This window comes from Roseicyclus sediminis, assembly GCF_025515305.1.
GTDB classification, from domain to species: Bacteria; Pseudomonadota; Alphaproteobacteria; order Rhodobacterales; family Rhodobacteraceae; genus Roseibacterium; species Roseibacterium sediminis.
In genome coordinates this window covers 471,274-497,249 of record NZ_JAOPHT010000001.1, presented here as the reverse complement: position 1 = coordinate 497,249, position 25,976 = coordinate 471,274, and the positions used below count along the sequence as shown (strand labels likewise).

General features: G+C 67.6%; 29 protein-coding genes and 1 riboswitch. Of the genes, 13 read left to right on the top strand and 16 right to left on the bottom strand.

Annotated elements, in window-relative coordinates; all coding sequences use genetic code 11:
- Positions 1 to 97: 97 nt before the first annotated feature.
- Both N8I71_RS02530 and N8I71_RS02525 read left to right on the top strand, forming a co-directional pair.
- The gene (locus tag N8I71_RS02530) at positions 98 to 1,675 is read left to right on the top strand and encodes a Hint domain-containing protein (protein ID WP_262876335.1); all 1,578 of its coding nucleotides are present in this window, start codon (positions 98 to 100) and stop codon (positions 1,673 to 1,675) included.
- 7 nt (positions 1,676 to 1,682) lie between these two features.
- Positions 1,683 to 2,726: a Hint domain-containing protein gene (locus N8I71_RS02525; RefSeq protein WP_262876334.1), complete on the top strand. Its 1,044-nt coding sequence runs from the start codon at positions 1,683 to 1,685 to the stop codon at positions 2,724 to 2,726.
- Between the two features lie 6 nt (positions 2,727 to 2,732).
- On the opposite strand, the gene N8I71_RS02520 is transcribed toward N8I71_RS02525, so the two are convergent.
- From N8I71_RS02520 to dapD, 4 genes are read right to left on the bottom strand one after another with little or no spacing between them, the layout of a single operon-like run.
- Entirely contained in the window at positions 2,733 to 3,080 is a 348-nt protein-coding gene (locus N8I71_RS02520) for a hypothetical protein (RefSeq protein ID WP_262876333.1), read from the bottom strand.
- A 32-nt stretch (positions 3,081 to 3,112) separates the two neighbouring features.
- Entirely contained in the window at positions 3,113 to 3,943 is an 831-nt protein-coding gene (locus N8I71_RS02515) for a metallophosphoesterase (protein WP_262876332.1), read from the bottom strand.
- Positions 3,940 to 4,191 carry a GlsB/YeaQ/YmgE family stress response membrane protein gene (locus tag N8I71_RS02510; protein WP_262876331.1) on the bottom strand — a complete coding sequence of 84 codons (252 nt, stop codon included), beginning with the start codon at positions 4,189 to 4,191 and terminating at the stop codon, positions 3,940 to 3,942. Before N8I71_RS02510 ends, N8I71_RS02515 begins: the two co-directional genes overlap by 4 nt.
- Before the next feature lie 22 nt (positions 4,192 to 4,213).
- Positions 4,214 to 5,041, bottom strand: a complete 828-nt coding sequence (dapD, locus tag N8I71_RS02505; RefSeq protein WP_262876330.1) for a 2,3,4,5-tetrahydropyridine-2,6-dicarboxylate N-succinyltransferase — start codon at positions 5,039 to 5,041, stop codon at positions 4,214 to 4,216.
- Between the two features lie 118 nt (positions 5,042 to 5,159).
- On the opposite strand from dapD, the gene N8I71_RS02500 reads away from it, so the two are divergent.
- Entirely contained in the window at positions 5,160 to 5,999 is an 840-nt protein-coding gene (locus N8I71_RS02500; RefSeq protein ID WP_262876329.1) for an LOG family protein, read from the top strand.
- Positions 6,000 to 6,005: 6 nt separating this feature from the next.
- Here the strand turns inward: N8I71_RS02500 and N8I71_RS02495 are convergent, their stop codons facing one another.
- The 4 genes from N8I71_RS02495 to N8I71_RS02480 all read right to left on the bottom strand — a co-directional run bounded on the left by N8I71_RS02495 (position 6,006) and on the right by N8I71_RS02480 (position 9,825).
- Positions 6,006 to 6,890, bottom strand: a complete 885-nt coding sequence (locus N8I71_RS02495) for an esterase-like activity of phytase family protein (RefSeq protein WP_262876328.1) — start codon at positions 6,888 to 6,890, stop codon at positions 6,006 to 6,008.
- An 11-nt stretch (positions 6,891 to 6,901) separates the two neighbouring features.
- A complete protein-coding gene (gene mepA / locus N8I71_RS02490) occupies positions 6,902 to 7,810 on the bottom strand; it encodes a penicillin-insensitive murein endopeptidase (protein ID WP_406676057.1) in 909 nt (302 codons plus the stop codon).
- Positions 7,807 to 9,210: an MFS transporter gene (locus N8I71_RS02485; protein ID WP_262876327.1), complete on the bottom strand. Its 1,404-nt coding sequence runs from the start codon at positions 9,208 to 9,210 to the stop codon at positions 7,807 to 7,809. Before N8I71_RS02485 ends, mepA begins: the two co-directional genes overlap by 4 nt.
- An 84-nt stretch (positions 9,211 to 9,294) precedes the next feature.
- Positions 9,295 to 9,825, bottom strand: a complete 531-nt coding sequence (locus tag N8I71_RS02480; RefSeq protein ID WP_262876326.1) for an acyl-CoA thioesterase — start codon at positions 9,823 to 9,825, stop codon at positions 9,295 to 9,297.
- Between the two features lie 128 nt (positions 9,826 to 9,953).
- Here N8I71_RS02480 and N8I71_RS02475 point away from each other — a divergent pair, with 128 nt between their 5' ends.
- Positions 9,954 to 10,241: a YggT family protein gene (locus N8I71_RS02475; protein ID WP_262876325.1), complete on the top strand. Its 288-nt coding sequence runs from the start codon at positions 9,954 to 9,956 to the stop codon at positions 10,239 to 10,241.
- 3 nt (positions 10,242 to 10,244) lie between these two features.
- Here N8I71_RS02475 and msrA read toward each other — a convergent pair whose 3' ends face one another.
- Positions 10,245 to 10,913 carry a peptide-methionine (S)-S-oxide reductase MsrA gene (gene msrA / locus N8I71_RS02470; protein ID WP_262876324.1) on the bottom strand — a complete coding sequence of 223 codons (669 nt, stop codon included), beginning with the start codon at positions 10,911 to 10,913 and terminating at the stop codon, positions 10,245 to 10,247.
- A gap of 160 nt (positions 10,914 to 11,073) precedes the next feature.
- On the opposite strand from msrA, the gene N8I71_RS02465 reads away from it, so the two are divergent.
- From N8I71_RS02465 to N8I71_RS02440, 6 genes are all read left to right on the top strand, one after another.
- Positions 11,074 to 11,778, top strand: coding sequence for a sulfotransferase-like domain-containing protein (locus N8I71_RS02465; protein ID WP_262876323.1), 705 nt, complete (start codon positions 11,074 to 11,076; stop codon positions 11,776 to 11,778).
- A 77-nt stretch (positions 11,779 to 11,855) separates the two neighbouring features.
- Positions 11,856 to 13,343, top strand: a complete 1,488-nt coding sequence (locus tag N8I71_RS02460; RefSeq protein WP_262876360.1) for an AMP nucleosidase — start codon at positions 11,856 to 11,858, stop codon at positions 13,341 to 13,343.
- Positions 13,344 to 13,487: 144 nt separating this feature from the next.
- Positions 13,488 to 13,778 carry an HU family DNA-binding protein gene (locus tag N8I71_RS02455; RefSeq protein WP_262876322.1) on the top strand — a complete coding sequence of 97 codons (291 nt, stop codon included), beginning with the start codon at positions 13,488 to 13,490 and terminating at the stop codon, positions 13,776 to 13,778.
- A gap of 86 nt (positions 13,779 to 13,864) precedes the next feature.
- A complete protein-coding gene (locus N8I71_RS02450) occupies positions 13,865 to 14,734 on the top strand; it encodes a DMT family transporter (protein ID WP_262876321.1) in 870 nt (289 codons plus the stop codon).
- A 63-nt stretch (positions 14,735 to 14,797) separates the two neighbouring features.
- Positions 14,798 to 15,511: a cytochrome c biogenesis CcdA family protein gene (locus N8I71_RS02445; protein WP_262876320.1), complete on the top strand. Its 714-nt coding sequence runs from the start codon at positions 14,798 to 14,800 to the stop codon at positions 15,509 to 15,511.
- Between the two features lie 37 nt (positions 15,512 to 15,548).
- Positions 15,549 to 15,950: a thioredoxin family protein gene (locus tag N8I71_RS02440; RefSeq protein ID WP_262876319.1), complete on the top strand. Its 402-nt coding sequence runs from the start codon at positions 15,549 to 15,551 to the stop codon at positions 15,948 to 15,950.
- A gap of 15 nt (positions 15,951 to 15,965) precedes the next feature.
- On the opposite strand, the gene N8I71_RS02435 is transcribed toward N8I71_RS02440, so the two are convergent.
- From N8I71_RS02435 to N8I71_RS02420, 4 genes are all read right to left on the bottom strand, one after another.
- Positions 15,966 to 16,529 (bottom strand): hypothetical protein, encoded by a 564-nt coding sequence (locus N8I71_RS02435; protein ID WP_262876318.1) that lies wholly within the window; start codon positions 16,527 to 16,529, stop codon positions 15,966 to 15,968.
- A 204-nt stretch (positions 16,530 to 16,733) separates the two neighbouring features.
- Complete coding sequence (locus N8I71_RS02430) at positions 16,734 to 17,414, bottom strand: hypothetical protein (protein WP_262876363.1); 681 nt, start codon at positions 17,412 to 17,414, stop codon at positions 16,734 to 16,736.
- A 115-nt stretch (positions 17,415 to 17,529) separates the two neighbouring features.
- A complete protein-coding gene (gene aroC / locus N8I71_RS02425) occupies positions 17,530 to 18,630 on the bottom strand; it encodes a chorismate synthase (RefSeq protein WP_262876317.1) in 1,101 nt (366 codons plus the stop codon).
- 100 nt (positions 18,631 to 18,730) lie between these two features.
- On the bottom strand, positions 18,731 to 19,504 hold the full coding sequence (locus N8I71_RS02420; protein WP_262876316.1) for a hypothetical protein: 774 nt from the start codon (positions 19,502 to 19,504) through the stop codon (positions 18,731 to 18,733).
- Between the two features lie 150 nt (positions 19,505 to 19,654).
- Positions 19,655 to 19,763: riboswitch (TPP riboswitch) on the top strand.
- 53 nt (positions 19,764 to 19,816) lie between these two features.
- On the opposite strand from N8I71_RS02420, the gene thiB reads away from it, so the two are divergent.
- Genes thiB through N8I71_RS02405 form a run of 3 tightly spaced genes read left to right on the top strand, consistent with a single transcriptional unit; the run spans position 19,817 to position 23,020 of the window.
- Positions 19,817 to 20,803, top strand: a complete 987-nt coding sequence (thiB, locus tag N8I71_RS02415; RefSeq protein WP_262876315.1) for a thiamine ABC transporter substrate binding subunit — start codon at positions 19,817 to 19,819, stop codon at positions 20,801 to 20,803.
- Positions 20,779 to 22,344 carry an ABC transporter permease family protein gene (locus N8I71_RS02410; protein WP_406676056.1) on the top strand — a complete coding sequence of 522 codons (1,566 nt, stop codon included), beginning with the start codon at positions 20,779 to 20,781 and terminating at the stop codon, positions 22,342 to 22,344. Before thiB ends, N8I71_RS02410 begins: the two co-directional genes overlap by 25 nt.
- A complete protein-coding gene (locus N8I71_RS02405) occupies positions 22,331 to 23,020 on the top strand; it encodes a thiamine ABC transporter ATP-binding protein (protein WP_262876313.1) in 690 nt (229 codons plus the stop codon). Before N8I71_RS02410 ends, N8I71_RS02405 begins: the two co-directional genes overlap by 14 nt.
- Positions 23,021 to 23,080: 60 nt before the next feature.
- Here N8I71_RS02405 and N8I71_RS02400 read toward each other — a convergent pair whose 3' ends face one another.
- Genes N8I71_RS02400 through petA form a run of 3 tightly spaced genes read right to left on the bottom strand, consistent with a single transcriptional unit; the run spans position 23,081 to position 25,870 of the window.
- Entirely contained in the window at positions 23,081 to 23,899 is an 819-nt protein-coding gene (locus N8I71_RS02400; RefSeq protein ID WP_262876312.1) for a cytochrome c1, read from the bottom strand.
- A 17-nt stretch (positions 23,900 to 23,916) separates the two neighbouring features.
- Positions 23,917 to 25,272: a cytochrome b gene (locus N8I71_RS02395; RefSeq protein WP_262876311.1), complete on the bottom strand. Its 1,356-nt coding sequence runs from the start codon at positions 25,270 to 25,272 to the stop codon at positions 23,917 to 23,919.
- A 19-nt stretch (positions 25,273 to 25,291) separates the two neighbouring features.
- A complete protein-coding gene (gene petA / locus N8I71_RS02390; RefSeq protein ID WP_262876310.1) occupies positions 25,292 to 25,870 on the bottom strand; it encodes a ubiquinol-cytochrome c reductase iron-sulfur subunit in 579 nt (192 codons plus the stop codon).
- Positions 25,871 to 25,976: the final 106 nt, after the last annotated feature.

Below are 25,976 nucleotides of genomic sequence, written 5' to 3'. Positions count from 1 at the left end.
GAACAGGCAGAGCAGGCTTCCCTTTCGCGAGGTCTCCGGCACGGGTGCCGGCGCTCGGCCCATGGCTGTCCTCGGCGCATGTCGGGCGGGGCGAAGCATGGCGACCGGGCAGGAACTCAACTACAACACGGGCGCCAGCGCCCTCGACATGGCGCTGGAGATCTTCGGCGAAGGGACGGTCGTCGTCGACGCGACCTATAGCGGTTGGTCGCAGTCCTCGGCGATCTATTCGGGCGGCGACAGCATCGCGCCGGGGGCCACGCCCTCGGATAGCGGGGTGATCCTCTCCACGGGTCGGGCGACGAACTACACGCAGTCGAGTGGTGATCCCAACCGCAGCGGGGCCACCAGCACCAACACGAGCGGACCGAACAACGACGCTCAGCTGAACGCGGCGGCCGGGACATCGACCTTCGATGCCGCGATCCTCGAGGTCGATTTCATCCCGACCGGCAACGTGATGTCGCTGCAGTTCCAGTTCGCGTCCGAGGAATATCCCGAGTTCACCGGGTCCACGTTCAACGACATCTTCGCGATCTGGATGAACGGAACGCTGGTGACGTCGCCGGTGTTCAACGTCACGCAGGTCAACACGGTCAACGCCGCCTCGAACCCGAACCTATTCCAGGACAACACGGGCGACGACTTCAACACCGAGATGGACGGGATCACCGTGACGCTGAGCGTGACCATGCCGGTCAACGTGGGCGAGGTGAACACGCTGAGGATCGGGATCGCCGACGTCGCCGACAGCAACTACGACAGCAACATCCTGATCGCGGCCGGCAGCGCGCAGACCGCGCTGATCGCGCAGGACGACGCGATCACCCATTTCGAGGGACAGACCGTCACGCTCGACGTGCTGGCCAACGACGGGACCGGCGGGATCATGTCCGTCACCCACATCAACGGTCAGCCGATCGCGACGAACGGCACGGTCACGCTGAACTCGGGGCATGTGATCACCCTCCTTGCGAACGGGAACCTGCAGATCGCGCCGCCCGCGGGGCAGAGCGGTCTTGCTGGCCCCGAGACCGTGAATTTCAGTTACACGGTCGAGGACGCATCCGGGATCACAGACACAGCCTTCGTCGTGGTGACGGCGGTGCCCTGCTTCGCGCGCGGCACGATGATCCGGACCCCGGACGGTGAAAAGCCGGTCGAAGCGCTGGCCCCCGGCGACATGGTCGAGACACGCGATTGCGGACCGCAGCCCCTGCGCTGGGTGGGCGCGCGCCGGGTCGCCGCGACGGGCCGTTTCGCGCCGGTCGTGATCGAGGCCGGAACCTTCGGTTTTCATCGCCGTCTCGTCGTCTCGCCGCAGCACCGGATCCTCCTCACCCACTGGATGGCCGAACTGATGTTCGGCGAAGACGAGGTGCTGGTCGCCGCGAAGGACCTTGTGAACGGGTGCTCGGTGCGGATCGTCGAAGGCGGCGAGGTGGAGTACTTCCACCTGCTCTTCGACCGCCACCAGATCGTCTGGTCCGACGGGCTGGAGACCGAGAGCTTCCTTCCCGGGCCTTGCGTGATGAACGAGTTCGAGCACGAGGTGCGCGAGGAGGTCCTCGCCCTGTTCCCCGAGATCGATCCCGACAGCTACGAAGGCTATGGACCCTCCGCCCGACCGGCCCTGCGTGCCTACGAGGCGCGGACACTGGCGTCACGGGGCTGAAGGCGCAATGGCCTGGGCCGCGATCTGGCAGGACGGACGGAGGATGCCGCTCGACGGTTTCCCACCGTGTCGCAGCCATCCTGAGGCACAGCTGCCGGTGCTGAGCCTGTGGCTCGAAATGACGATGCCGCGGCGCGCGCGAAAACCGTTGCGCCTGTGGCAGGGTGCCTCCGATCCCGACCGCGCCATCGCCGTCTACCTGATGCCGGACGGGGCGCTCCGGATGCTGCATGGCGATACGCTCGACGTCCGGACGGCGCCCGGGTTCATCGCGGCCGGGCAGGTTCTGGTCCTGCGCATCGTCGCCTGCGAACGGGGCCGCAGCGACATTGTCGATGCCCTGAACGCCGATACCGGTATGCGCCACCGCGCGCGCGCCGGTCTCGCGTCGTCGCCGCGCCTTGCCGATGCCCTGCCGCGGGTCCAGGGCTTTGCCGATGCCGCCCATGTGGCCGCGGTCGCCACCCACGCGATTCCGGTCACGGACATCCCCGGCATCGAGAGCGGTGCGCGCGTCGCAACGCCCCTCGGCGAAGTTCCGATCGAACGGATCGAGCCCGGAATGGAGGTTCTGGCGCATGACGGCACACCCCATGTGGTGCGCTGGACCGACACGCGGGAACGGCTCTGCCTTGGCCGGGCCGCGCCTGTGCAGCTGCGCGCGCCCTATTTCGGGCTGGCGGCGGATATCTGCGTGACGCCCGAGACAAGGCTCATGCGGCAGGGCGCGGAGGTGGAATACCTCGCGGGAACCGACCGTGTTCTGATCCGGGCGGCGGATCTGGTTTCAGGGCGGGCCGCGCGGTTCGACCGCCGCCGTCCCCTGAGGCGTTTCCACCACCTGATGCTGGACGATCCCGCCTGCCTCAGGCTCTGGCGCTGCCAGGTCGAGACGGCGTTCCTGTCGGAGGTACTGGCCGCCGAGGATGCCGGGCCCACCCTGGCGCGGCCCGATGCACGGGATTGCGTGCCCTCGCTTCCGCTGCTCGACCGGGCGGCGGCGCGGGCGCTTCTGGCGCAGGGCGCCGGCGCGCAGAGCTTCGTTCTCTGAGGCGGCTCAGTCCGCTTCTTTACCGTCGAAGAAGGGCGTCATCTGCACGACGATCACGGCGTTCTCTGCGCTGGCCCTGTCCATCAGCGCGGCATCTTCCGGGCCGATCTCCTCGCCCGCCGCTTCGCGGTCGGCGCGCGTGCCGTAGCCCGACACGTCGAGCGGCGCGAGGTCGGCCTGCTTGAGGACGGCCACGGTCTCGCGCACGGCCTCGGCCTCGTCCACGCCGGTCGCGTAGCACAGGAGCGCCGCGCCGGTCGCGCCGTCCGGCAGGCCATCGCCCGCCTTGCGCCCGACCTCGACGACCAGCGTGAAGACGTCGTGTTTGCGCGGTGTCTTGGGGTCCTTTGCCATTCCGGGGGGGATGCGGCGGGCCGGGTCCGCTGTCAAGCGGATTGGACCGGCGCACCAAGCTCGAGCACCACGATTTCGGGGGGCCGTCCGATCCTGAGCGGTATCGTCGTGAAGCCCAGCCCGCCGCAGACGACCATCTGCCGCGTGCCTTCCGCGAAATGCCCGTAGGCATAGCGGGTCCCGTGGCGCGACGGCACGACAAGGGGGCGCCCGAATGGCACGATCTGCCCGCCATGGGTATGGCCCGAAACGGTCAGGTCGACATGGCCCGCAAGCTCGGGGAACACGTCGGGCTCATGCGCCATCAGGAGCGTGAAGAGCGATGGGTCGAGCCCGTCCATCACCGTCCCGAGGTCGTCGGCGCCCGGGCGCCCGGCCCGGTCCCGGCGGCGCCGTTTCTTGACGAAGGCGCGCTGCGACTCGAGCCCGGCGAGGCGGAACGGCACTCCGCCCGCCTCCATCGGCAGCACCTCGTTGCTGAGCGTCGGAATGCCCTTTGCCGCGAAGGCACGGTGCCATGTCGTGGGCTGACCCTCGCCCATGCGCGGGGCGGGGTCGTTGTACCAGTCATGGTTTCCGAACACCGAAAAGACACCCAGCGGCGCCGACAGGCGCGCGAGTTCCTCGGCGACGTCCTCCGGGGCGAGGCTCCGCCCGCCGATCACGTGGCCCGCATAGTCGCCCAGAAGGAGGACAAGGTCGGCACGCAGCGCGTTGGCCTGATCCACGATCCCGGCGATGCGGGGCCGGTCCATGAAGCGGGTGCTGGCGTGGAAATCGGACAGGAGCGCAACGCTCAGCCGTGGCACCGCCACGTCGCGCAGGCCCCCGACCGCATAGCGCGTGACGGCGACGCCGCTCACCGGCGCGAAAACGCCCGGCCGATCCAGATCAGGAGCGATGCGCCGGCCACCGCCACGATCAGCTGTCCGGGCAGACCGACCGGCGGTGCGATGCTGAACATCCGGAGAAGGGTATTGCCGATCACCGCGCCGATGATGCCGAGCAGGATGTTCTTCAGCAGCCCGTGATCGGCCTTCATGAGCCGCTCGGCGATCCAGCCGGCGAACCCGCCGACGATGATCGCGAGAAACCAGCCTACGCCCTGCATCCCCTTGCCCTCCGTTACGCGCTCAGTCGCGCAGAAGCTCGTTGATCGAGGTCTTGGACCGCGTCTTCTCGTCCACGCGCTTCACGATGACCGCGCAGTAGAGGTTGACGCCGTTCTTCGACGGCATCGATCCGGCGACGACCACGGAACCTGCGGGCACCTCGCCGTACATCACTTCGCCCGTCTCGCGGTCGACGATCTTCGTGGACTGGCCGATGAAGACACCCATGCCGAGGACGGAACCCTCGCGCACGATGACGCCCTCCACCACCTCGGAGCGGGCGCCGATGAAGCAGTTGTCCTCGATGATCGTGGGGCCGGCCTGCATCGGCTCCAGCACGCCGCCGATGCCGACGCCGCCCGAGAGGTGCACGTTCTTGCCGATCTGCGCGCAGGAGCCGACGGTCGCCCATGTGTCGACCATGGTCCCCTCGTCCACGAAGGCGCCGAGGTTGACGAAACAGGGCATCAGGACCACACCCTTCGCGATATGGGCCGACCGGCGCACGACGCAGTTCGGCACGGCCCGGAACCCGGCGGCTTTCCACTGCGCCTCGCCCCAATGGGCGAACTTGCTGTCCACCTTGTCCCACCAGGTGCCGCCCTGCGGCCCGCCGGTCTGAACGCCCATGTCCTGCAGGCGGAAGCCGAGAAGAACTGCCTTCTTCGCCCACTGGTTGACGTGCCAGGTGCCGTCCTCGCCCCGGTCCGCGACGCGAAGCTGCCCCTGGTCGAGGGCGTGCAGCGTCGCCTCGATCGCATCGCGCGTCTCGCCCCTGGTCGCGGGCGTGATCGTGTCGCGGGCGTCCCAGGCGGCTTCGATGGCGGCTTCGAGGTGGTTGGTGGACATGGGCGGGCTCCCTCGGGGCAATCTGACGTTTGGGCGGCTATACCGGGCGTGCCCCGCGCTGGCAATCCGGCCCTGTCCGGGCTAGGTGCAGGACGACGCGCCGCCAAAGGAGAGGCACATGAAGGACGATCCCCGCCAAGGCCCGTTCCGCCACGCGGGACAGGACCTGGAATCGAGCCGCCACGTGGCCGACTCGCCGCAGGCACGCTCGTCGGCCTACCGGCTCGCCTTTGCCGATCCCGATTTCCTGCTGCGTGACGAGCTGCGCCCCGTGCGGCTACAGCTCGAACTCCTGAAGCCCGAGCTGGAGCTCGACGCGCGCGGGATCGTCTCGACCGTGGTCCTGTTCGGCGGTGCGCGCATTCCGCGCCCGGGCGATGACGCGCGCAGCGCGGCGCTGCAAGAGATGAGCCGCTACTACGAGGAGGCGCAGCGCTTCGCCCACGCCATCACCGAACGCTCCGTGGCCACGAACTGCACCGAGAACGTCATCGTCACCGGCGGCGGGCCCGGCGTGATGGAGGCCGGGAACCGCGGCGCGAAGGAGGCAGGGGGATGCTCCATCGGCCTCAACATCGTGCTTCCGCACGAGCAGGTTCCCAATGGCTACGTCACGCCCGAACTCTGCTTCAACTTCCACTATTTCGGCATCCGCAAGATGCACTTCCTCCTGCGCGCCAAGGCCATCGCGGTCTTCCCCGGCGGTTTCGGCACGCTCGACGAGCTGTTCGAAAGCCTGACCCTGATCCAGACCGGGCGGATGGAGCAGGTGCCGGTGATCCTCTTCGGAGAGGCCTTCTGGCGCGACGTGGTGAACTGGGACGCGCTGGCGCGGGCCGGCACGATCGCGGAGGCGGATCTCGACCTGTTCCGTTTCGTCGAGACCTCCGAACAGGCGCTGGAGGTCATCGACGGCTGGACCTATTCCGGCAAGCGCGGCGATATCCCGGGGCGGTAGGACACCTTAATCCGGGACGATGTATTCGACGAGCCGGGTCGCGTTCGGCTGTCGGAAGTTGTTGTCCGCGACGGCGGAGGCGATCAGGACGCCGCCGGCGCGCCAGAGGCTGATGCCTTCAAGGTTGCCATGCCGCCCGGTGGGTGTCTGCAGCAGAAGCTCGCCTTCGCCGACGCCGGCACGCGTCACGGGATAGCGCGTGATCCGCGAGGAGAAACCGCCCAGCGTGAACCGCCGCTCCAGCACGTAGAGCCGCCCTCGGTCGTCGAAGTCGATGCCCACGGGCTTGTAGCCGCCGGTCCGGGGAAGGCTGGCGACATGGTTCCACGCACCGCCCGAATGGCGATAGAGCGGGGTCGGCCCGCCGCCCGGCGTCTCCTCGGCCAACGTCCAGAGGTCGCCGCGCGCATCGGCGGCTAGACCCTCGTATCCGCCGTTGCCGGGCAGGCGGCCAGAACCCGGAGGCGGGGCGATCTCGGTTCGCGCGCGCCCGTCTGTTCCGTGGATGGCGATGCGCATGCGTCCCTCGAAGGACAGCGCGAGGCGCCCGTCCGGCAGACGCGCGATCCCCTCGCTGTCCATCAGGTCCGGGCGCGCGGGGCGCCGTCCGGTCATATCGGTCAGCGGGCTCATTGCGCGCAGGCCCATTCCGGTCACCCTGCCGCCTTCGCGGTCGAGGCTGACGAGGAACATCGTCGCGCGGTCCGAGACGATCACCGCGCCGCGTCCGTCGCGGTCCATCTCGATGGCCGAGAGCCCGCCGAAGGCGTCCGTTCCGGGGATCGTCAGGGCGAGGTCGGTCAGGAGTTGCAGGCCGCTTGCGCGGATCTCGGAAGGCACGAGGGCAGCGAGCGCGGCCGCGAGGCCGAGCGAAGCAATACGAATTTTCATTTCGGTTCAGTCTATTGGAGGCCGGTCAGGATCGCGAGGCACTGGCGGGGGACCTGGGACATGGTCACGCCGTTGCCTCGGGGCGGGCCGGGTGGAGGGCGGACGCCATCGTCGGGTTGCGGCGGTGGCGGGTTGAGGATGGCTGCGGCGCGGGCTTCTGCCTCGGCGCATCCGTCGCCGGGTTCCGGCGGCTCCTGCTCCTCGCAATCGCGCGACCCGGCAGGACAGGCGAGCCGCACGTGGAAATGGTAGTGGTGGCCAGTGGCGGGCCGGATCCGGTTGAGCCAGCTGCGGTCGCCGGTCTCGTTCCGGCAGAGCCAGACCTTGACCCCGGTCGCGACGAAGATGCGCTCGACCCGGGGATCGCTGGCGGCGAGGCGAAGGACCCGCGCGTGATCCTCGGTCCAGTTGTCGTTGATCCAGGCGCCCCGCTGCGACTGGACGGAGATCGAGCTGAGGCTTTCGCGTTCCTGCGCGCTGAGGCCGAGGTCGCGGGCGGGCAGCATCCAGATGTCGACGTCGAGGCCGGACTGGTGGCTGACATGGCCCGTCAGCATGGGGCCGCCGCGCGGCTGGCTCATGTCGCCGACATAGAGGCCGTTCCAGGAAGTCGACGCCGCGACCTGCCGGCTGAGCCCGGTGACATAGTCGATCAGTTCGGGATGGCCCCAGTTGCGGTTCCGCGACAGGCGCATCGCCTGCCAGGTCGGGCCGGTCTCGGGCAGGGCCTGCGCCCCGGCGACGCAGCCATTGGCGTAGAAGCCGATCACCTCTGGCTCGTGCGGCGAGCCGAGGTCCTCGGCGCCGAAGAACTCGCGTGCCTGCATGCCCGAGATCGTGGGGTCGAGGGCGGGGCCCGCGGTGGACACGCAGGCCGCGAGGAAGGCGGTCGCGGCGATGGACAGGGCGCGCATCTTCATGCCGGGACCTCCGCCGCTTGCGGCTTGCGACCTTCCGCATCGACGAAGAACATCAATACGAGCCCGATGGAGAACAGCACGACGAGCGGGCTGACCCCCATCTGCTGGCTGCCGGTGACCTGCGTCACGACACCGATGGACAGGGGTGCGATGAACGACGTCGCCTTGCCCGCCAGCGCATAGAGGCCGAAGCCCTCGGTCATCCGGTCGGCGCGCGCCTGCCGCACCATCATCGTCCGCGAGGAGGATTGAAGCGAACCGCCGCCCGCGCCGATCAGGGCGCCAAGGACATAGAAGGCGATGTCGGGCAGCCGACTTTCGGGGCCGACGGCGATTCCGAAGACGCTCTCGCGGCTGATGAAGACGACGCCGAGCGCCACCAGCGTCAGGAGCAGCACGTTGAACACGATGACGGGCTTGGGTCCGAAGCGGCTGTCGGCGCGGCCCCCGAGCCAGGCGAAAAAGGCGCCGGTCAGCACCGCGAGGATGCCGAAGATGCCGACATCGACGACCGACCAGCCCAGCACGCCCGCCGCGTAGATGCCGCCGAAGACATACATCCCGTTCAGCGCATCGCGGTAGAACATGGAGGAAGCGAGGTAGGCGAAAAGGCTGCGGTCGGCGGGCAGGGCCTTGAGCGTCGCCTTCAGTTCCGGCCATGCGCCCGCCATCGCACGACCGACCGGGATCGACCCCGGCGGGCGCGGGTCGCGGACCCAGAGGAAGAATGGGATCATGAAGACCGCGTACCACAGCGCGGTGCCGGGACCGACCGCCCGCGTGCCTTCCCGCGTTTCTGCGTCGAGCCCGAACACCGGGTCGATCCCGATGAGCGTCTTCCCCGTCTCGGCGTTTTCGGCGAACAGCAGGAGCATCGCCACCAGGGCGAGGAAGCCGCCGAGATAGCCGAAGGCGAAGCCCGAGCCCGAGACGCGGCCCAGGTCCTCCCGGCGGCAGATCGTGGGCAGAAGCGCGTTGGTGAAGATCGTCGCGAACTCCATCCCGATCAGGCCGATCGCGAAGTAGAACAGGATGAGCACGAGGTTGAAGTCGCCCGGCACGGCGTACCAGAGGCCCCAGGCGCCGGCGATGTACATGGCCGAGAAGAGCCATATGAACGGCATCCGCCGCCCCGAAAGGTCCGCCACCGCCCCAAGGAACGGCGCCAGAAGCGCGATCACGAGGCCGGCCGCGCCAATGCCGTAGCCCCATGCCGTCTGCGCCGCCGTCCCGTCGCCCAGAAGCTCGTTGACGTAGGGGCCGAAGATGAATGTCAGCAGGAGCGTATTGTAGGGCTGGCTCGCCCAGTCGAAGGCCCACCAGCCCCAGACCCGCCGGCGTCCCTCGGAGGGAAGCTCGGCCAGCGGCGGCAGGGGTCTGGGTTCGGTAAGCACGCTCATGGGCGCACTTTCCGCCCGAGTTCATCGTTTGTAAACGCTAATCAGGCGTTAATCATTAACGTGCAATTCGCGTCGAATTTCCCGTCAGGACGATGGCGGCCAGGGGCGCTCCGCGTCGGCCTCCGTCCAGGCCTTCGCCCAGTCCGGCAGCGGTGGAGAGGCATCGCGGACACCCAGCGCCTCGGCCACGCGCGCCGTGTCGGTCAGCCGCCCCGCCGTCGTGACGCCCGTGCGCATCAGCGCATGGTTGCAGGCCGTGTCGCCCCGCCACATCGCCTGCTCGACATAGATGAACCGCTTGTCCCAGCCGATGATCCGCGTGCGCACCTCGAAGCGCTGGAACGGGCGGATGCGCGCGCGATACCGCACCGAGGCGCCCGCCACGACGAGGCCCCAACCCTGTTCCTTCAGGACGCGCCAGAGACCCGTCCGCACGGCGAGGCCGGTGCGCCCGAGATCGTAGATCGTGAGCACGCGTCCGTTGTTCATCTCCCAGTACATGTCGGCGTCCCAGGGCAGGCACGTCAGGCGAAGGACATGCGTGTCGAGGACGCCGAGCGCGGGCTTGCGGCTTTCGGAGGCGACGATGCTCGCGGTGCGGACGAACGGGTACATGCCGGCAGAAAACCGAGGTGTGCGGCGGGTTCAAGCCCGCCGTCGCGTCATCTGGCCCGCGCTTGCACTCCTGCACCACGGCGCCTATGTCGCCACCCAGTCCACTCCCCAGACGCCAGGGCCCGCCGATGACCTCGCTTTTCCAGATCTTGATGCTGCTTCTCGACGTGGCCTTCTACATCGTGATCGCGCACGTGATCCTGAGCTGGCTGATCAATTTCGGGGTGCTGAACCTCCGGCAGCCCATCGTCGCGCAGATCTGGGACGGGTTGAACCGGCTGCTTGAGCCCGTCTACGGGCCGATCCGCCGCGCGTTGCCAGCGATGGGGGGGCTCGACCTCGCGCCTCTGGTCGTCTTCATCGCGATCTACGCGCTGAGGATCATCCTGATAAATAACGCGGGCGTCTTCCTCTGAGGTTCAGTGCGCGAAGGGCGCGGCATCGCCCCACAGCTGCCGCACCCGCGCATCGCGTCCGCAGGCATTGCGGTAGAGGTCGTAGGCGACCGATTTCCGGCGCGGCCCGAAGCGCGTGAGGATCAACTCTTCGGACCGGTAGTAGTCCTGATGGTAGTCCTCGGCCGGATAGAAGGGCGCGGCGTCCCGGACCGGCGTGACGATCGTCTGGCCGGTGTCCGCCGCCGCCTGCGCCAGCGCGGCCTCGGCGATCCGGCGTTCCTCGGCGTTCCGCACGAAGATCGCGGTCGCGTAGCTCGGGCCCCGGTCGCAGAACTGGCCGCCCGCATCGGTCGGATCGACCGAGCGGAGGAACATGTGGACAAGCTGCGCATAGGACAGCACGTCGGCGTCGTAGGTGATCTCCACGACCTCGAGATGCCCGGTGCCGCCGTTCACGACCTGCCGGTAGGTGGGGTTGGCGACGCTGCCGCCGGAAAAGCCCGAGACGACCTCGACCACGCCGCGCAAACGCTCGAAATCGGCCTCGACGCACCAGAAGCACCCGCCGGCGACGACCGTTGTGCGGATGTCCTCGGCATTGGCGCGATGGGGCGCGAGAAACATGGCGGTGAGGATCGCGCACCCGAGGGCTGCGATCTTGATGCTGTCGCGGAACGGTGTGCGTGACATGGACGTCTCCCGAATTCGCGCCATCGCAACGCGGATGACGCGCCGAGGCAACCCACCTCCGCGTGAATTCACGACAGGGTGAACGGCGGTGATCTCTGGGCAAGGGCCGCGATAGCTGCCATCACGGGGCCGGATCGAGCCGTTGCGGAGGGACAGGGCCGTGAAAATCGCGATGTGGTCGGGACCCCGGAACCTGTCGACCGCGATGATGTATGCCTTCGCGGCGCGCGGCGATTTCGCGGTCTGGGACGAACCCTTCTATGCCGCCTGGCTCGCCAGTTCCGGCAGCCCGCATCCCCTTGCCGCCGAGGTCATGGCGGCGCACGAGACCGACCCTGTCCGCGTGGCCGAGCTTTGCGCCGCTCCGCCCCCGGACGGCATGGCGCATTTCTACATGAAGCACATGCCCCACCACATGGACCCCGCCTTCCCGCTCGACTGGGCGGGGACCTGCGTCCACGCCCACCTGATCCGCCATCCCGCCCGGGTTCTCGCCAGCTACGCGGCCAAGAACGAACACGTCACCTTCGAGGAGATCGGCTTTGCCCAGCAGGCGGAGTTCCACGCCCGCTTTCCCGGCCCGGTGATCGACAGCGCGGATATCCGGCGCGATCCTGCCGGAATGCTCGGGCGGTTCTGCGCGGAGATCGGGCTTTCCTATACCGACCGCATGCTGTCGTGGCCCGCGGGGCCCAGGCCCTACGACGGCGCATGGGCGCGGCACTGGTACAACGCGGTCCACCGCAGCACCGGCTTCGCCGAGGCCGAGGGGCCGCTGCCCCCCGTCGCTCCCGAGCATCGCGCCCTTTACGACAGGGCGTTGCCAATCTACGAGGACCTCGTCCTGCACGCGATGGGCCGCTGAGCCGTTGCCCTTGATGGGGACCGGGCCTTCTGCAAGCCTGACCCGATGGACGCCAACCGTCACACATGGATCACGCCATGACCGCGCACCTGAAGCATCTGCCCGTGAAGACCCCCGACCTCGGCGAGGTCCGCAGCTTCACCGACGCCGCCGAGGCCGTCGCCTATCTCGTGGAACTCTACGAGGGCGCGACGGGGTTCCTGCGCGAACGCTTCCGCGAGGTGGTGGCCGATGGCGGGACGCCGGCGGCGCGGTTCCGCGCCTTCTACCCGGAGATCCGGATCACCACGACGACCTATGGCCAGGTCGACACCCGGCTTGCCTTTGGCCACGTGGCCGAGCCGGGCACCTACATGACGACCGTCACGCGCCCGGATCTGTTCCGCCATTACCTGACGCAGCAGATCGCGCTCCTGATCCAGAACCACGGCGTCCCGGTCTTTGTCGGGCCCTCGATGACGCCGATCCCGGTCCATTTCGCCGTGCTCAACGATGCCGAGGTGCAGGTGCCGCAGGAAGGCGCCATGTCCTTCCCGCTGCGCGACGCCTTCGACGTGCCGGACCTGCAGTCGACCCATGACGACATCGTCAATGGCTTCGGCTTCACGCACGAGGACGGGTCGGGCGCGCTTGCCCCCTTCACGGCGCAGCGCATCGACTATTCGCTGGCGCGGCTCTCGCACTACACCGCCACGCTGCCCGAGCATTTCCAGAACCACGTCCTGTTCACGAACTACCAGTTCTACATGGACGAGTTCGTGGCTTTCGCCCGCGAGGCGCTGGCCGACCCGAACAGCGGGTATCGCGCGCTGGTCGGACCGGGCAATGATATCATCACCACGCCCGACCAGCCCCTGAATACCCCGTCCAAGCTGCCGCAGATGCCGACCTATCACCTGATCCGGGACGGCGGCGCGGGTATCACGCTCGTCAACATCGGCGTCGGTCCCTCGAACGCCAAGACGGCGACGGATCACATCGCCGTCCTGCGCCCGCATGTCTGGCTGATGGTCGGCCATTGCGCGGGTCTGCGGAACACCCAGAGCCTGGGCGACTACGTACTGGCGCACGCCTACCTTCGCGAGGACCGCGTGCTGGACGACGACCTGCCCGTCTGGGTGCCGATCCCGGCGCTTGCCGAGGTGCAGATCGCGCTGGAGGAGGCCGTGGCAGACGTCGCCCAGGTCTCGGGATATGACCTCAAGCGGATCATGCGCACCGGCACGGTGGCGACCGTGGACAACCGCAACTGGGAGCTTCGTGACCAGGCGGGCCCCGTGCAACGCCTCAGCCAGAGCCGGGCCATCGCGCTCGACATGGAAAGCGCGACGATCGCCGCCAACGGTTTCCGGTTCCGGGTGCCCTATGGCACGCTTCTGTGCGTGTCCGACAAGCCGCTCCATGGCGAACTGAAGCTGCCGGGCATGGCCTCGGCCTTCTACAAGACGCAGGTCTCGCGCCATCTGCTGATCGGAATCCGGGCGATGGAGAAGCTGCGCGACATGCCGCTCGAACGGCTTCACAGCCGGAAATTGCGGTCTTTCGAGGAGACGGCCTTCCTCTGAGCGGCGAAAACAGCCAAAAAAACGTTGCACATGGCGTGTTTTTCCGCCCATTGGTGACGCGAGGCGTTGTATGGACCCACAATATTCGGTTATTTTGCCCATAACGGGCCCTAGGGCTCGGGCAGTATCAGGAGAACAACTGACATGGCACAGAAACCCATGACCAAGACGCAACTCGTCGCCGCACTGGCCGACGAGATGGGCGGCGACAAGAAAACCGCAGCGGCCGCGCTCGACGCGATCTCGGCCGTCGTGAGCAAGGAAGTCGGCAATGGCGGCTCCGTCACGATCCCCGGCATCGGCAAGGTCTACTGCCGCGAGCGCCCCGAGCGCATGGTGCGGAACCCCGCCACCGGCGAGCAGATCAAGAAAGAAGCCGACCGGCAGGTGAAGGTCACCATCGCCAAGGCTCTGAAGGACAGCGTGAACGGCTGATTGCCGCCACCAACCTTTCGTGAAAGGGTCGCGCCCGGGATGCGGGCGCGACCCTTTTTCTTTTCCGGACGGCGGCAGGCAAGGCGATGGATTTCCGTGCATTGGCATTGGGGCTGGTCTTCGCCCTGATCTGGTCATCGGCCTTCAGCTCGGCGCGCATCATCGTCGAGGCCGCGCCGCCGCTCATGGCCCTGTCGCTGCGGTTCTTCATTTCGGGACTGATCGGTGTCGGCATCGCCGCGGCGCTGGGCCAGAGCCTGCGCCTCGCCCCAGCGCAATGGCGCGCGGTCCTGATCTTCGGCATCTGCCAGAACGCCCTCTATCTCGGGCTGAACTTCGTTGGCATGCAGACGGTCGAGGCCTCGCTTGCCGCGATCCTTGCCTCGGCCATGCCGCTTCTGGTGGCGGCGGCGAACTGGGGGGTCTTCGGCGAGAAGCTTCCGGCCCTCGGCATCGGCGGGCTGATCGCGGGCTTTGCCGGTGTGTCGATCATCATGGCCGACCGGTTCGGCGGCGGGGCGGACGTGACGGGTGTCGTCCTGTGCTTTCTCGGCGTGATCGCCCTCAGCGTGGCGACCCTGATGATGAGGAGCGCGTCATCGGATGGCGGCAACCTCCTGATGGTGGTGGGCCTGCAGCTTCTGGTGGGGTCCATCGCGCTCCTGCCTCCAGCCCTGATCCTCGAGACGCCCGAGGTCACGTGGTCATGGGAACTGGTCGCCGCCTTCGTCTACACCACCCTCATGCCGGGCCTGACGGCGACGTTCATCTGGTTCCGCCTCGTGGCGCGCATCGGGTCGACCCGCGCCGCGACCTACCACTTCCTCAATCCCTTCTTCGGCGTCGTCATCGCCGCAGTCCTCCTGGGCGAGCGGCTGAGCTGGGCCGATGCGCTCGGCGTGGTCGTCATCGCGGCCGGGATTCTCGCGGTGCAACTCGCGCGGGCAAGGACCTGAATACACGGGCCACTCACGGCCTCGTTTGGTGACAAGGCGGGCGCCATCGCGCATGCACGGGCCATGGAACTGATCCTTGCATATGGCGCCGGCCTCCTGACGCTCATCAATCCCTGCGTGCTGCCGGTTCTGCCGATCGTGCTGGCCGGTTCCCTGCAGGCGAGCCGCCACGGCCCCCTCGCACTGGCGGCAGGGATGGGCCTTGCCTTCGTGACCTTCGGATTCGCGGTGATCGCGGCGGGTCACCTTGTCGGGCTCGATGCGGACATGCTCGCGCAGGCGGGTGCTGTCCTGATGATCGGCTTCGGCATCGTGATGCTGGTGCCGCGCCTGTCCTCACAATTCGCCGTGGCAACGGCGGGGATGGCATCGGGCGCCGACCGGCAGATGCACGGGATCGAGGCGCGGGGCTGGCAGGGCCAGTTTCTCGGCGGCCTCCTTCTCGGCGCGGTCTGGAGCCCGTGCGTCGGCCCGACGCTCGGCGGTGCCATCGCGCTGGCCAGTCAGGGCGAAGAGCTTTTCCGCGCCTTCCTCATCATGGTCGCCTTCGCGCTCGGCATCGGTTCGGTGATGGTGGCCATCGGCTACGGGGCGCGCTCGCTGCTGCAACGCCGCATGGGCGCGATGCGTGCGCTGGCCGAACGGTCGCGCGCGGTTCTCGGCGCGGTCTTCGTGTTCGTCGGCGTGGCGATCCTTCTGCGCTGGCATCACGTCGCCGAGGCATGGCTTCTGGACCGGATGCCGGTCTGGCTGCAGGACCTGTCGGTGGCGCTGTGACATCCAATTGCCAAAACCCATCCAACCGGAGGAAATGATGACACGACGCGAAGTGTTCCTCGGGGCCTCGGCCCTCGCGCTTCTGCCCCATGCGGCCAGCGCGGAAGAGATGCTGACCTACACGCCGGGTTTGCCCGAGCAGCGGCTCGCGGCCGGCGAAACGGTGCTTATCGACGTCTCGGCCCCCTGGTGCGGCACCTGCCGGGCACAGGGGCGCGCGATCGAGGCGCTCCGGGGGGCGAACCCGGCCTATGACGGCGCGATCACCTTCATCCGCATGGATTGGGATACGCATGGCCGTTCGGATTATGCCCGCAGCCTTGGGGTGCAGCGCCGTTCCACCCTGATCCTGATGCGTGGCGACGCCATTCTCGGGCAGGTCGTGGCCGACACCCGGACCGAGAGCATCCAGGCCCTGATGGACCTGGCGCTCGGCTGAGGGGATCGTCCGGTCTCAGGAAGCCGCGGTGGAGGCGACGACCGAGACGTTGTCGATCATCCAGGTGGGTCCCGCGCCCTCGGTGGCCTCGAGCCGGAGCGACAACGCCGCCCCCGGATCGTCCAGCGCGATCCACACGCTGTAGCCGCCTTCGGCGTCGCGGTCGCGGATCACGACGTCACCGCTGGCCTGCGCAAGGGACAGGTCCTCGATCACCGGTTGGCCGTTGACCGAGACCGAAAGGCCCTCGCCCGTCCAGCCACCGGTCAGGCGGAGGTCGAAGGCGACCTCGACCCGGGCGGTATCGGCCGGAAGAACGAAGTCCTTCGTCACGGCACCTTGCGCGAAGGGACCCAGCACGCCGGTCATGCGACCGGCGGGGCGGGCGGCGTCCCAATCCTGGGCGCCAAAGCTGAAATCCTCGAATGAAACGAGGTGCTCGTTCTCGGCGAGCACCTGGAGGCCACCCATGCGGACCGGGTCGCCCGGGACCGTATCCGGCCCCGTCCGAACCATCGTTCCGACCAGCAATGCGGCGGCCACCGTGGTGATTGCAATGAGGGTCCAGTCAACCGACAATTGACGACCGGACGCGTGCGAGCTGTGCAAGAGCTCCATGAGACATCCTTAATTCTTCCCCAGTTCCGCCCTAATTGAGGCCAATTGTGGCAGGAAAAAGGCATCCGCGGGGAAGAAAAAAAGCATTGTCGCGCCACGGGAACCGGAGCGGACTCAGGCCTGACAACTGGTTCTTCAGGGGCGACAGTCGGCCATGGAGACGCCTTATTCGACGCTCAGACTCACGTTGTCGACGGCGAAGGATTCGTCGTGAAGCTCCTGGTTCAGGGTCGATCCGAATCCCAGCGTGACGGTCTGGCCGGGGTTCGTGACGTCCAGCCGGACGGTCGCGACCTGGTCCGGCCACTCCGGGTTGTAGCCGCTATGGGTGCGCGGTGCGACGCCCAGGACCTCGAAGGAATAGTCGGGATTGTCGCTGACCCACTGGCCGGTGATCCCGTCCACCCCGTAGCGGAAGTTCAGGGAAGCCGCGGCCTCTCCGTCGACGAAGACGATGAACTCCTCGTTGTCCCAGCTGTCGATGGCCAGCATGTCGAAGGTGAAGCTTGCAACCTCGGTGCCTTCGGGGATCTCGAAGGTAGACTCCACGCCGATCGCCCCACCCGCGCCCGCGAACGGACCGAGGATCGGGCCGAAGTCCGAACCGTCCGTGACGATACCGTTCAGCCAGCCCGCCGATCCCGTCTCGAAGCCGGTGGCGTAGAGCAGGGCCTCGGCCGCGCCCATCATTCCCGAAAGCGCGTTCGCGATGTCCCGGGAGAGCGAGCCGGTCCCGGAGGAGACGAGCGTCGTCGTGGCGATGCCCAGACCCACGATTGCGCCGGTGAGGACCGTCCAGTCGACGGCGACGGCGCCAGCTTCATCTTTCCAGAACGTCTCACGCATGGCTGGCAGACCCGATTTTCAGAAAATCACCATCAAGATGATTCCATCGAAATCGGGCGAGACTAAGGGGCGCGCGCGCCCTGCATTGGGCCGTTCGTCCCCCGTGTGGAAACGCCTAGCCGATTTGCCCGCGATTTTCCCCGACATGGCCGCGATGAAGCAGGACATGGTCAAGCAGGACGCAAGCCACCATCGCCTCGCCGACCGGCACGGCGCGGATGCCGACGCAGGGGTCGTGGCGTCCCTTCGTGACGATCTCGGTCGCCTCGCCCGACTTGGTGATCGTCTTGCGCGGCGTCAGGATCGAGGAGGTCGGCTTGACCGCGAAGCGCAGGACGATGTCCTGCCCGGTCGAGATGCCGCCAAGCACGCCGCCCGCGTGGTTCGAGGCGTAAACCGGCCCGTCGGGGCCCATGGCGATCTCGTCGGCGTTTTCGGTGCCGGTCAGGCAAGCGGCTGCCATGCCGTCGCCGATCTCCACGCCCTTCACGGCATTGATCGACATGGCGGCCGCGGCGAGGTCGGTGTCGAGCTTGCCGTAGATCGGTGCGCCGAGGCCCGCGGGCACGCCGGATGCCACCACCTCGATCACCGCGCCAACGCTGTCGCCCGACTTGCGGAGCGTGTCGAGATACTCCGACCAGTCCTGCGCCGCCTTGGGATCGGGGGTCCAGAACGGGTTCCGTTCGATCTCGTCGCGGTCGAACCGGCCGCGGTCGATGGCGTGTGGACCCATCTGCACCATGTATCCGGTGATCGTGAGGTCCGGCAAAAGCGCCGCCAGCGCCGCCCGCGCCACGCCTCCCGCGGCGACACGGGCCGCCGTCTCGCGCGCGCTGGAGCGGCCGCCACCGCGGTAGTCGCGGATGCCGTACTTCTGCCAGTAGGTGATGTCGGCGTGCCCGGGCCGGAACTTCTCGGCGATGTCGCCGTAGTCCTTCGACCTCTGGTCGGTGTTGCGGATCATCAGCTGGATCGGCTGACCGGTCGATACACCCTCGAACACGCCCGAGAGGACCTCGACCTCGTCGGGCTCTCGCCGCTGGGTCGTGTACTTGTTCTGCCCCGGCTTGCGGCGGTCGAGCCAGTGCTGGATCGCCTCTTCCGAGATGGGAACGCCGGGCGGGCAGCCATCGACTGTCGCACCAAGCGCCGGCCCGTGGCTTTCGCCCCAGGTGGTCACGCGGAAGATGTGGCCGAAGGTATTGAACGACATGACGCGCCTTTCGCTGGCTTGTCCCGCCGCTCTAACCCCAATTCGGCCCAAGGAAAAGCTGCGCCATGCGCGAACGGCGGGCTGCAGGCCGTCGTGCGCCTCAGAATTCGGCGAGCTGCGAGGCGAGGTTCACGTAAGGCGCACGCGGGGCGAACTCGCGCCGGCCGTGGATCGGGGCGCCGTTGCCAAGCGGGATGGTGACACCGAGGTTGAGTGCTTCGATCCGGTTCGTTCCGATATCGCCGCGCGAGGCGGTGAGATGCGCGTAGACGGGCGGCGCCGACCCACCCGTGTCGAGGTAGTAACCGACGCCGAGACCCCTCTGGTCGAGCTGCCGCCCGCCCAGGTCCTCGGTGTTGGCGAACCCATGGACATCGAAACCGTTGCCGAAGTTGTATCCCAGGCTGAGGCCCATGACCTCGCCATCGGGGACGAGGTTGTCGTAGTCGCTGTGGCCGAAGAACGCCTCGACCGAGAAGCCGCCGGCCTCGTAGCCTAGGAACAGGCCCGAGTACCGGAAGACGGGCTCGATCGGAAGGACCTGGAGGTCGATGAAATAGTTCGCCGTGAACAGGCCGGCATAGGCCTGGTCGGTGAAGTGGAAGCGCGCGTCGGCGGTGAGGCCCATGACATCGACGGACCTCCCGATGTTCGCGGATGCCTCTGCGTAGGACAGGCCGAAGCGCAGGTCGAACTGCGGCGTGATCGAGAAGGTCGCCGCGCCGAGCGCCTGCACACCGTCGCCCTCGGTCCCGGTGGTGGAACTGGCATCGCCATAGGCGAGTGTAAGCTCCACGCCGTCGAGCTCGATCGCCCGGGAGGGCCCGGACACGGCGACAAACAGGAGTAGGGCAAGCGGCCAAAGCGGTTTCATGACGAGATCCTCGTGCCATTTCCCCCGCGGCAGGCGAAGTTATCCACAATCGGCGACTCCCATGCAATCGCATGTGTCGCGTCCTGTCACAGGTGTTGCAGCCGACACGCACCGTTGTGCCTTGCACTCGGTCCGCTCTCGGCTAATGTGGCCCCCACCTCGGGGTGGCCCACAGGGGCCTGAGATGCGCGGGGAAACGCGCGAACCCGTTGAACCTGAACCGGTTAGGACCGGCGGAGGGAAGGTTTCGGGATGCGGAATACCAAACGCACACGTCCCGGCTTCACTTCGCCCGTCGCATGGAGGAGTGAAATGAGACACACCATACTTGCAGCGGGATTGACCACCATCGCGGGCGCGGCCTTTGCGCAGACGCCCGTGCTGACGGTCTATACCTATGACAGTTTCATCCCCGACTGGGGCCCCGGGCCCGCGATCGAGGCCGCCTTCGAGGAGACTTGCGGTTGTGACCTGCAGTTCGTGGGCGCGGGCGATGGCGCGGCACTTCTGTCGCGTATCCGGCTGGAAGGGGCGAGATCGGGGGCCGACGTGGTTCTCGGGCTCGACACCAACCTGACGGCCGCCGCCGCGGCCACCGGACTGTTCGCGCCCCACGGGATAGAGGCACCGGGCCTGACGCTTCCCGTGTCGTGGGACGACCCGCTGTTCCTGCCTTTCGACTGGGGTTATTTCGCCTTCGTCCACGACACGTCGTTGCAGGATGTTCCCGGAAGTTTCGAGGAACTGGCGGCATCCGACGTGTCCATCGTGATCCAGGACCCGCGATCCTCGACGCCGGGCCTCGGCCTTCTGCTGTGGGTGCAGAAGGCTTATGGCGACCGCGCGGGCGAGATCTGGGAAGGTCTGTCGGACAACATCGTCACCGTGACGCCCGGCTGGTCCGAAGCCTACGGTCTGTTCCTCGACGGCGAGGCGGACATGGTCCTGTCCTACACGACCTCGCCCGCCTACCACCTGATCGCGGAGGAAGACCCGACCAAGACAGCCGCCCCCTTCGCCGAGGGGCATTACATGCAGATCGAGGTCGCCGGAGTGCTGGCCGGCACGGATCAGCCCGAGCTTGCGCGCGCCTTCCTCGCGTTCATGCTGACGGAAGGGTTCCAGTCGGTGATCCCGACGACGAACTGGATGTATCCCGCCGCCCTTCCCGCCGAGGCTTTGCCGGAGGGATTCGAGACGCTGATCCAGCCGGGGCAGGCCTTGCTCTATGACGCCGGGGAGGCCGCGGCGGTCCGCGACGGGGCGATCGAGACGTGGCAACGCGCGCTCAGCCGTTGACCGGGATGGAACGGACGGGCGCGGTTCTCGCCGCGCTCGTCGCGCTTGCCGTGCTCGGGCCGCTGGTGGCGGTGGCGTTTGCGGCGGAGGGGCCGGGGCGGCTCGGGCCGGCCGATTTCGCCGCGATCCGCTTCACCCTGCTTCAGGCGGCCCTGTCGGCGCTCTTCAGCGTGCTGGCCGCGATCCCCGTGGCGCGCGCGCTGGCGCGGCGGCGGTTCGCCGGGCGCCGCCTCCTCGTCGCCGTGATGGGCGCCCCGTTCATCCTGCCGGTGATCGTCGCGGTCCTGGGGCTGCTGGCGATCTTCGGGCGCGCCGGCTGGCTGAATGCGGCGTTCGAGGCGTTGGGCATGGGCACGGTTTCGATCTACGGTCTTGGCGGCATCGTCCTTGCGCACGTTTTCCTGAACCTGCCGCTCGCCGTACGCTTGCTGTTGCAGGCCTGGCTGTCGGTTCCATCCGAGAGGATGCGCCTCGCCGCATCGCTGGGCTTTTCCGACGGGGACATGCGGCGTCATTTCGAGCGTCCGATCCTGTGCGCGGTCCTGCCCGGTGCGCTGACCATCATCTTCCTGATCTGCGCCACGAGCTTCGCCGTTGCGCTCATCCTCGGGGGCGGTCCCCGGGCGACGACGGTGGAGCTTGCGATCTACCAGGCCTTCCGCTTCGACTTCGACCTGGGGCGCGCGGCGCTGCTCGGGCTTGTGCAGGTGCTGATATGCCTGGCCGCCGGGCTTCTGGCGCTCGGCCTTGTGCGGGGGGGAGAGATGGGCTTCGGTCTCGACCGTCCGGCCCGGCCCTGGCCCGGCGACGGCCCCGTGGCGCGGGGCCTCGATGTCCTGTCCATCGTCGGGGCGTCGGTTTTCCTGCTCCTGCCGCTTCTGGCAATCCTGCTCGAAGGGCTGGCGGCCTTGCCCGGGCTTCCGTCGCAGGTCTGGGAGGCCGCGCTGCGCTCGATCGTCGTGGCGCTGGGGTCAACCGCCCTGACGGTGGCGATGGCACTGCCGATCGCGCTTTTCGCGGCGGGTGGACGCGGTCGCGGCGGGGTCGAGGCGGTCACGGCGCTGTCGATCTCGGTCTCTCCGCTCGTGGTGGGAACGGGGTTGTTTCTGATCCTCTTTCCAATTGTCGACCCCGTGCCGCTCGCCCTTCCGGTCACGGGGCTCGTCAACGCGCTCGTGGCGCTTCCCTTCATCCTGCGCGCGTTGATCCCGGCGGCGCGGGCGGCCGAGGCGGGGCAGGGCAGGCTGGCCGACGCGCTTGGCATGACGGGCTGGACCCGCCTGCGCCTTGCCATCCTGCCGCGCCTGCGGCGGCCCCTGGGGTTCGGCGCCGGACTTGCCGCCGCCTTCTCCATGGGCGATCTCGGGGTCATCGCGCTTTTCTCCTCGCCGGGGGAGGCGACTTTGCCGATGGAGATGTACCGGCTCATGGGGTCCTACCGGACAGACGATGCCGAGGGGGCCGCCGTCCTCCTGATGCTGCTCGCGCTTGCCTTGTTCTGGGCTTTCGACCGGGGAGGGCGCGTCGATGCTGTCGCTTGAAGACGTCCGGCTCGGGATCGGTGACTTCACGCTCACGCTGGATGCAGAGGTGCCCGAAGGCCAGCGCGTCGCCGTTCTGGGCACCTCGGGCAGCGGCAAGAGCACACTTCTGTCGCTGTTGGCGGGTTTCGTGGTTCCCGACCGGGGGCATGTCCGCTGGCAGGGGAAGGACATCACCGGCCTTCCGCCCGCCGAAAGGCCCATGTCCATCCTGTTCCAGGACGGCAATCTCTTTCCGCACCTGACGGTGGCCCAGAACGTGGGCCTCGCCCTTCGCACCGATCTGCGCCTCGACGACAAGGAGAGCCGGCGCGTCGCGGCGACGCTCGACCGCGTGGGCCTCGGCGGGATGGGCGGGCGAAGGCCCGCGGATCTTTCCGGCGGTCAGCAGGGTCGCGCGGCCCTGGCGCGGCTTTTGTTGCAGGACCGTCCAGTCGCGCTTCTGGACGAACCTTTCGCGGCACTCGACCCGGCGCTGCGCAACGACATGGCGGGCCTTCTCGAAGCGCTTTGCCGCGAGCATGGCCTGACGCTTTTCCTCGCGACGCACGATCTTCGGGATGCCGAGCGGCTGTGCGACCGCGTCTGGCTTCTGCAGGAGGGGTGCGTTGTGCTCGACCGCCCTGTGGCCGGACTTCGGGAGGCGGTGCCGGAGGCCCTCAGCGACTGGATGTGACAGAACGAAAAACGCGCCCCCGAGGGGGCGCGTTCCGTGATCATTCGCGATGAGCGGCGGTCATTCCGCTGGGGTCGCCCCGCCCTTGGCCCGCGACTTGACGGGGGCCCAGATCCGCTTGTTCGTGAGGTACAGCAGCACCGACAGGATGCCGAGCATGATGACGGCGGTGAAGCCCATCTGCTTGCGCGCCATCAGCTTGGGCTCTGCCGTCCAGGTCAGGAAGGCGGCGACGTCCTGCGCCATCTGCTCGACCGTTGCGGGCGTGCCGTCGTTGTATTCCACGGCATCATCCCAGAGCGGCGGGGACATGGCGATGTAACCCGTCGAGAAGGTCTCGTTGCCATAGAGGATCGAGCCGAATTCCTCGCGCTCGGTACCCGTGTAGTGGGTCAGGAGCGAGGCGACGTATTCCGGACCGCCCATCCCGCGGAAGAGCGGGTTGAGCCCGAGACCGTAGGGCCCGCTGAAGCCCGCGCGCGCCTTGGTCATTAGGCTGAGATCGGGCGCGTTTTCCAGGGCCGATTCCGGGAAATGGTCGTTCGGCGTGGCCGCGCGCCAGTCCTGGATGTCCTCGTCGTAGACCTCGATGAAGTTCATCTCGATATACGCGCGCACCTCTTCCTCGGTCAGACCGGGGCCGCCTTCGTCGGCGAGCGTCCGGAGCGGAACGTAACGGAGGCCGTGGCAGGCCGCGCAGACCTCGGTGTAGACCTGCAGACCGCGCTGAAGCTGGTTCTGGTCGAACCGGCCGAACGGCCCTTCGAACGGGAAGCTGTAGTCTTCGACGTAACCTGCTCCGCCGGCGGCGAGCGCCGCCCCCGAGGAGAGGGCAAGCGTCGCGGCCGTGGCGGTGCCGATGGCGAGTTTCCTGAGCATACTCAGCGTCCTTTCTCTCACTCGGCGGGCGACGTTGCGGTGGAGGTCACGCCCCCATGGCCGCCGTCGTCCTTGCCATAGTGCTCCTTGAAATCGTCCTCGATCGTCGCGGGCTGCGGCAGCGGCTTCTCGATGACGCCGAGCAGCGGGAGGATCACCAGGAAGTAGGCGAACCAGTAGGCCGAGCCGATCAGGGCGATGTAGGGGTAGATGCCTTCCGCCGGCATCGCGCCCGCCCACATCAGGACGAAGAAGTTCACGATGAAGAGCCAGAACCACCACTTGAACATCGGGCGGTAACGGCCGGAGCGGACCGACGAGGTGTCGAGCCAGGGCGCCAGCGCCATGACCACGATCGCCCCGAACATCGCCAGAACCCCGAAGAACTTCGCGTCGACGATGCCGCCGGTCAGGAAGTCCGCGAGGATCACGACCCAGACATCACCGTCGAAGGCACGCAGGATCGCGTAGAACGGCAGGAAGTACCATTCCGGAACGATGTGCGCCGGCGTGACGAGGGGGTTGGCCTCGATGTAGTTGTCGGGGTGGCCGAGGTAGTTCGGCATGAAGCCCACGATCGCGAAGAAGGCGATCAGGATCACCGCAAGCGCGAAGAGGTCCTTGATCACGAAGTAGGGCCAGAAGGGCAGGGTGTCGGCCTCGGCTTCTTTCTTCGAGGTCCGGCGCACCTCGACCCCGGTGGGGTTGTTGTTGCCGGTCGTGTGGAACGCCCAGATGTGCACGACCACGAGGCCCAGGATCACGAAGGGCAGCAGGTAGTGCAGGCTGAGGAAGCGGTTCAGCGTGGCGTTGTCCACCGCCGGTCCGCCCAGAAGCCAGGTCTGGATCGCCTCGCCCACGAAGGGGATAGCGCCGAACAGGCCGGTGATCACGGTTGCGCCCCAGAAGGACATCTGACCCCAGGGAAGCACGTAGCCCATGAACGCCGTGCCCATCATCATCAGGTAGATGAGCATGCCGATGATCCATGTGATCTCGCGCGGGGCCTTGTAGGACCCGTAATAGAGGCCACGGAAGATGTGCATGTAGACCGCGATAAAGAACAGCGACGCGCCGTTCTGGTGGATGTAGCGGATCGCCCATCCCCCGTTCACGTTGCGCATGATGTGCTCGACGCTGGCGAAGGCCATGTCGACATGGGGCGTGTAGTGCATCACCAGGATGATCCCGGTGATGATCTGCATGACGAGGCAGAACACCAGCACGATGCCCCAGATCCACATCCAGTTGAGGTTCTTGGGCGTCGGGATCATGATCGTGTCGTAGATCAGACCCATGATGGGAAGCCGCTTGGCCAGACCTTTCTCCCAGTCTGCTTTCGGCTCGTAATGGTCGTGGGGAATTCCGGACATCTTGTCTTTTCTCCCTCGCTTATCCGAGCAGGATCGTGGTTTCGTCCACGAATTCCGCGGCCGGGATGTGCAGGTTTTGGGGGGCGGGACCGCGGCGGATGCGGCCGGCGGCGTCGTAGTGCGACCCGTGGCAGGGGCAGAACCAGCCGCCGAAGTCCCCTGCGCCGTCACCGATCGGGACGCAGCCGAGGTGCGTGCAGACGCCGGTCTGGACCAGCCATTCGCCGGTGTTCTCGCCCGAGAAGTCGGGCATCGAGCGGTTCTCGTCCGTCGCCTCGGCGGTGTCGCCGAGATTGACGTTGCGGGCGTTGGTATCGACCAGGTCGCTCAGCGGAACGGCGCGCGCTGCCTCGATCTCTTCGGACGTGCGGTGCCGGATGAAGACCGGCTTGCCCAGGAACAGCACCGTCAGCTGGGTGCCGACGGCGACGCCGCCCACATCCACGCGCAACTGGCTTGCGGCCTGGACGTCGGCGGACGGGTTCATCTGGTTGACGAGCGGCCAGACGCCTGCGCCAACGGTGACGGCGCCGACCCCGGCGGTCGCGTAGTACAGAAAGTCCCGGCGCGTGCCGGATTGGTCCTCTGCATGTGACACGGTTTCGCGTCCCTCTTCGCTGGGGCCCGGGCAAATGGCCGGGCCGGAATCAGTGGTGCGGCTGCGGGCAATCCTCCGCGAGCCGGCTCTCGCGGTGTCTATGACC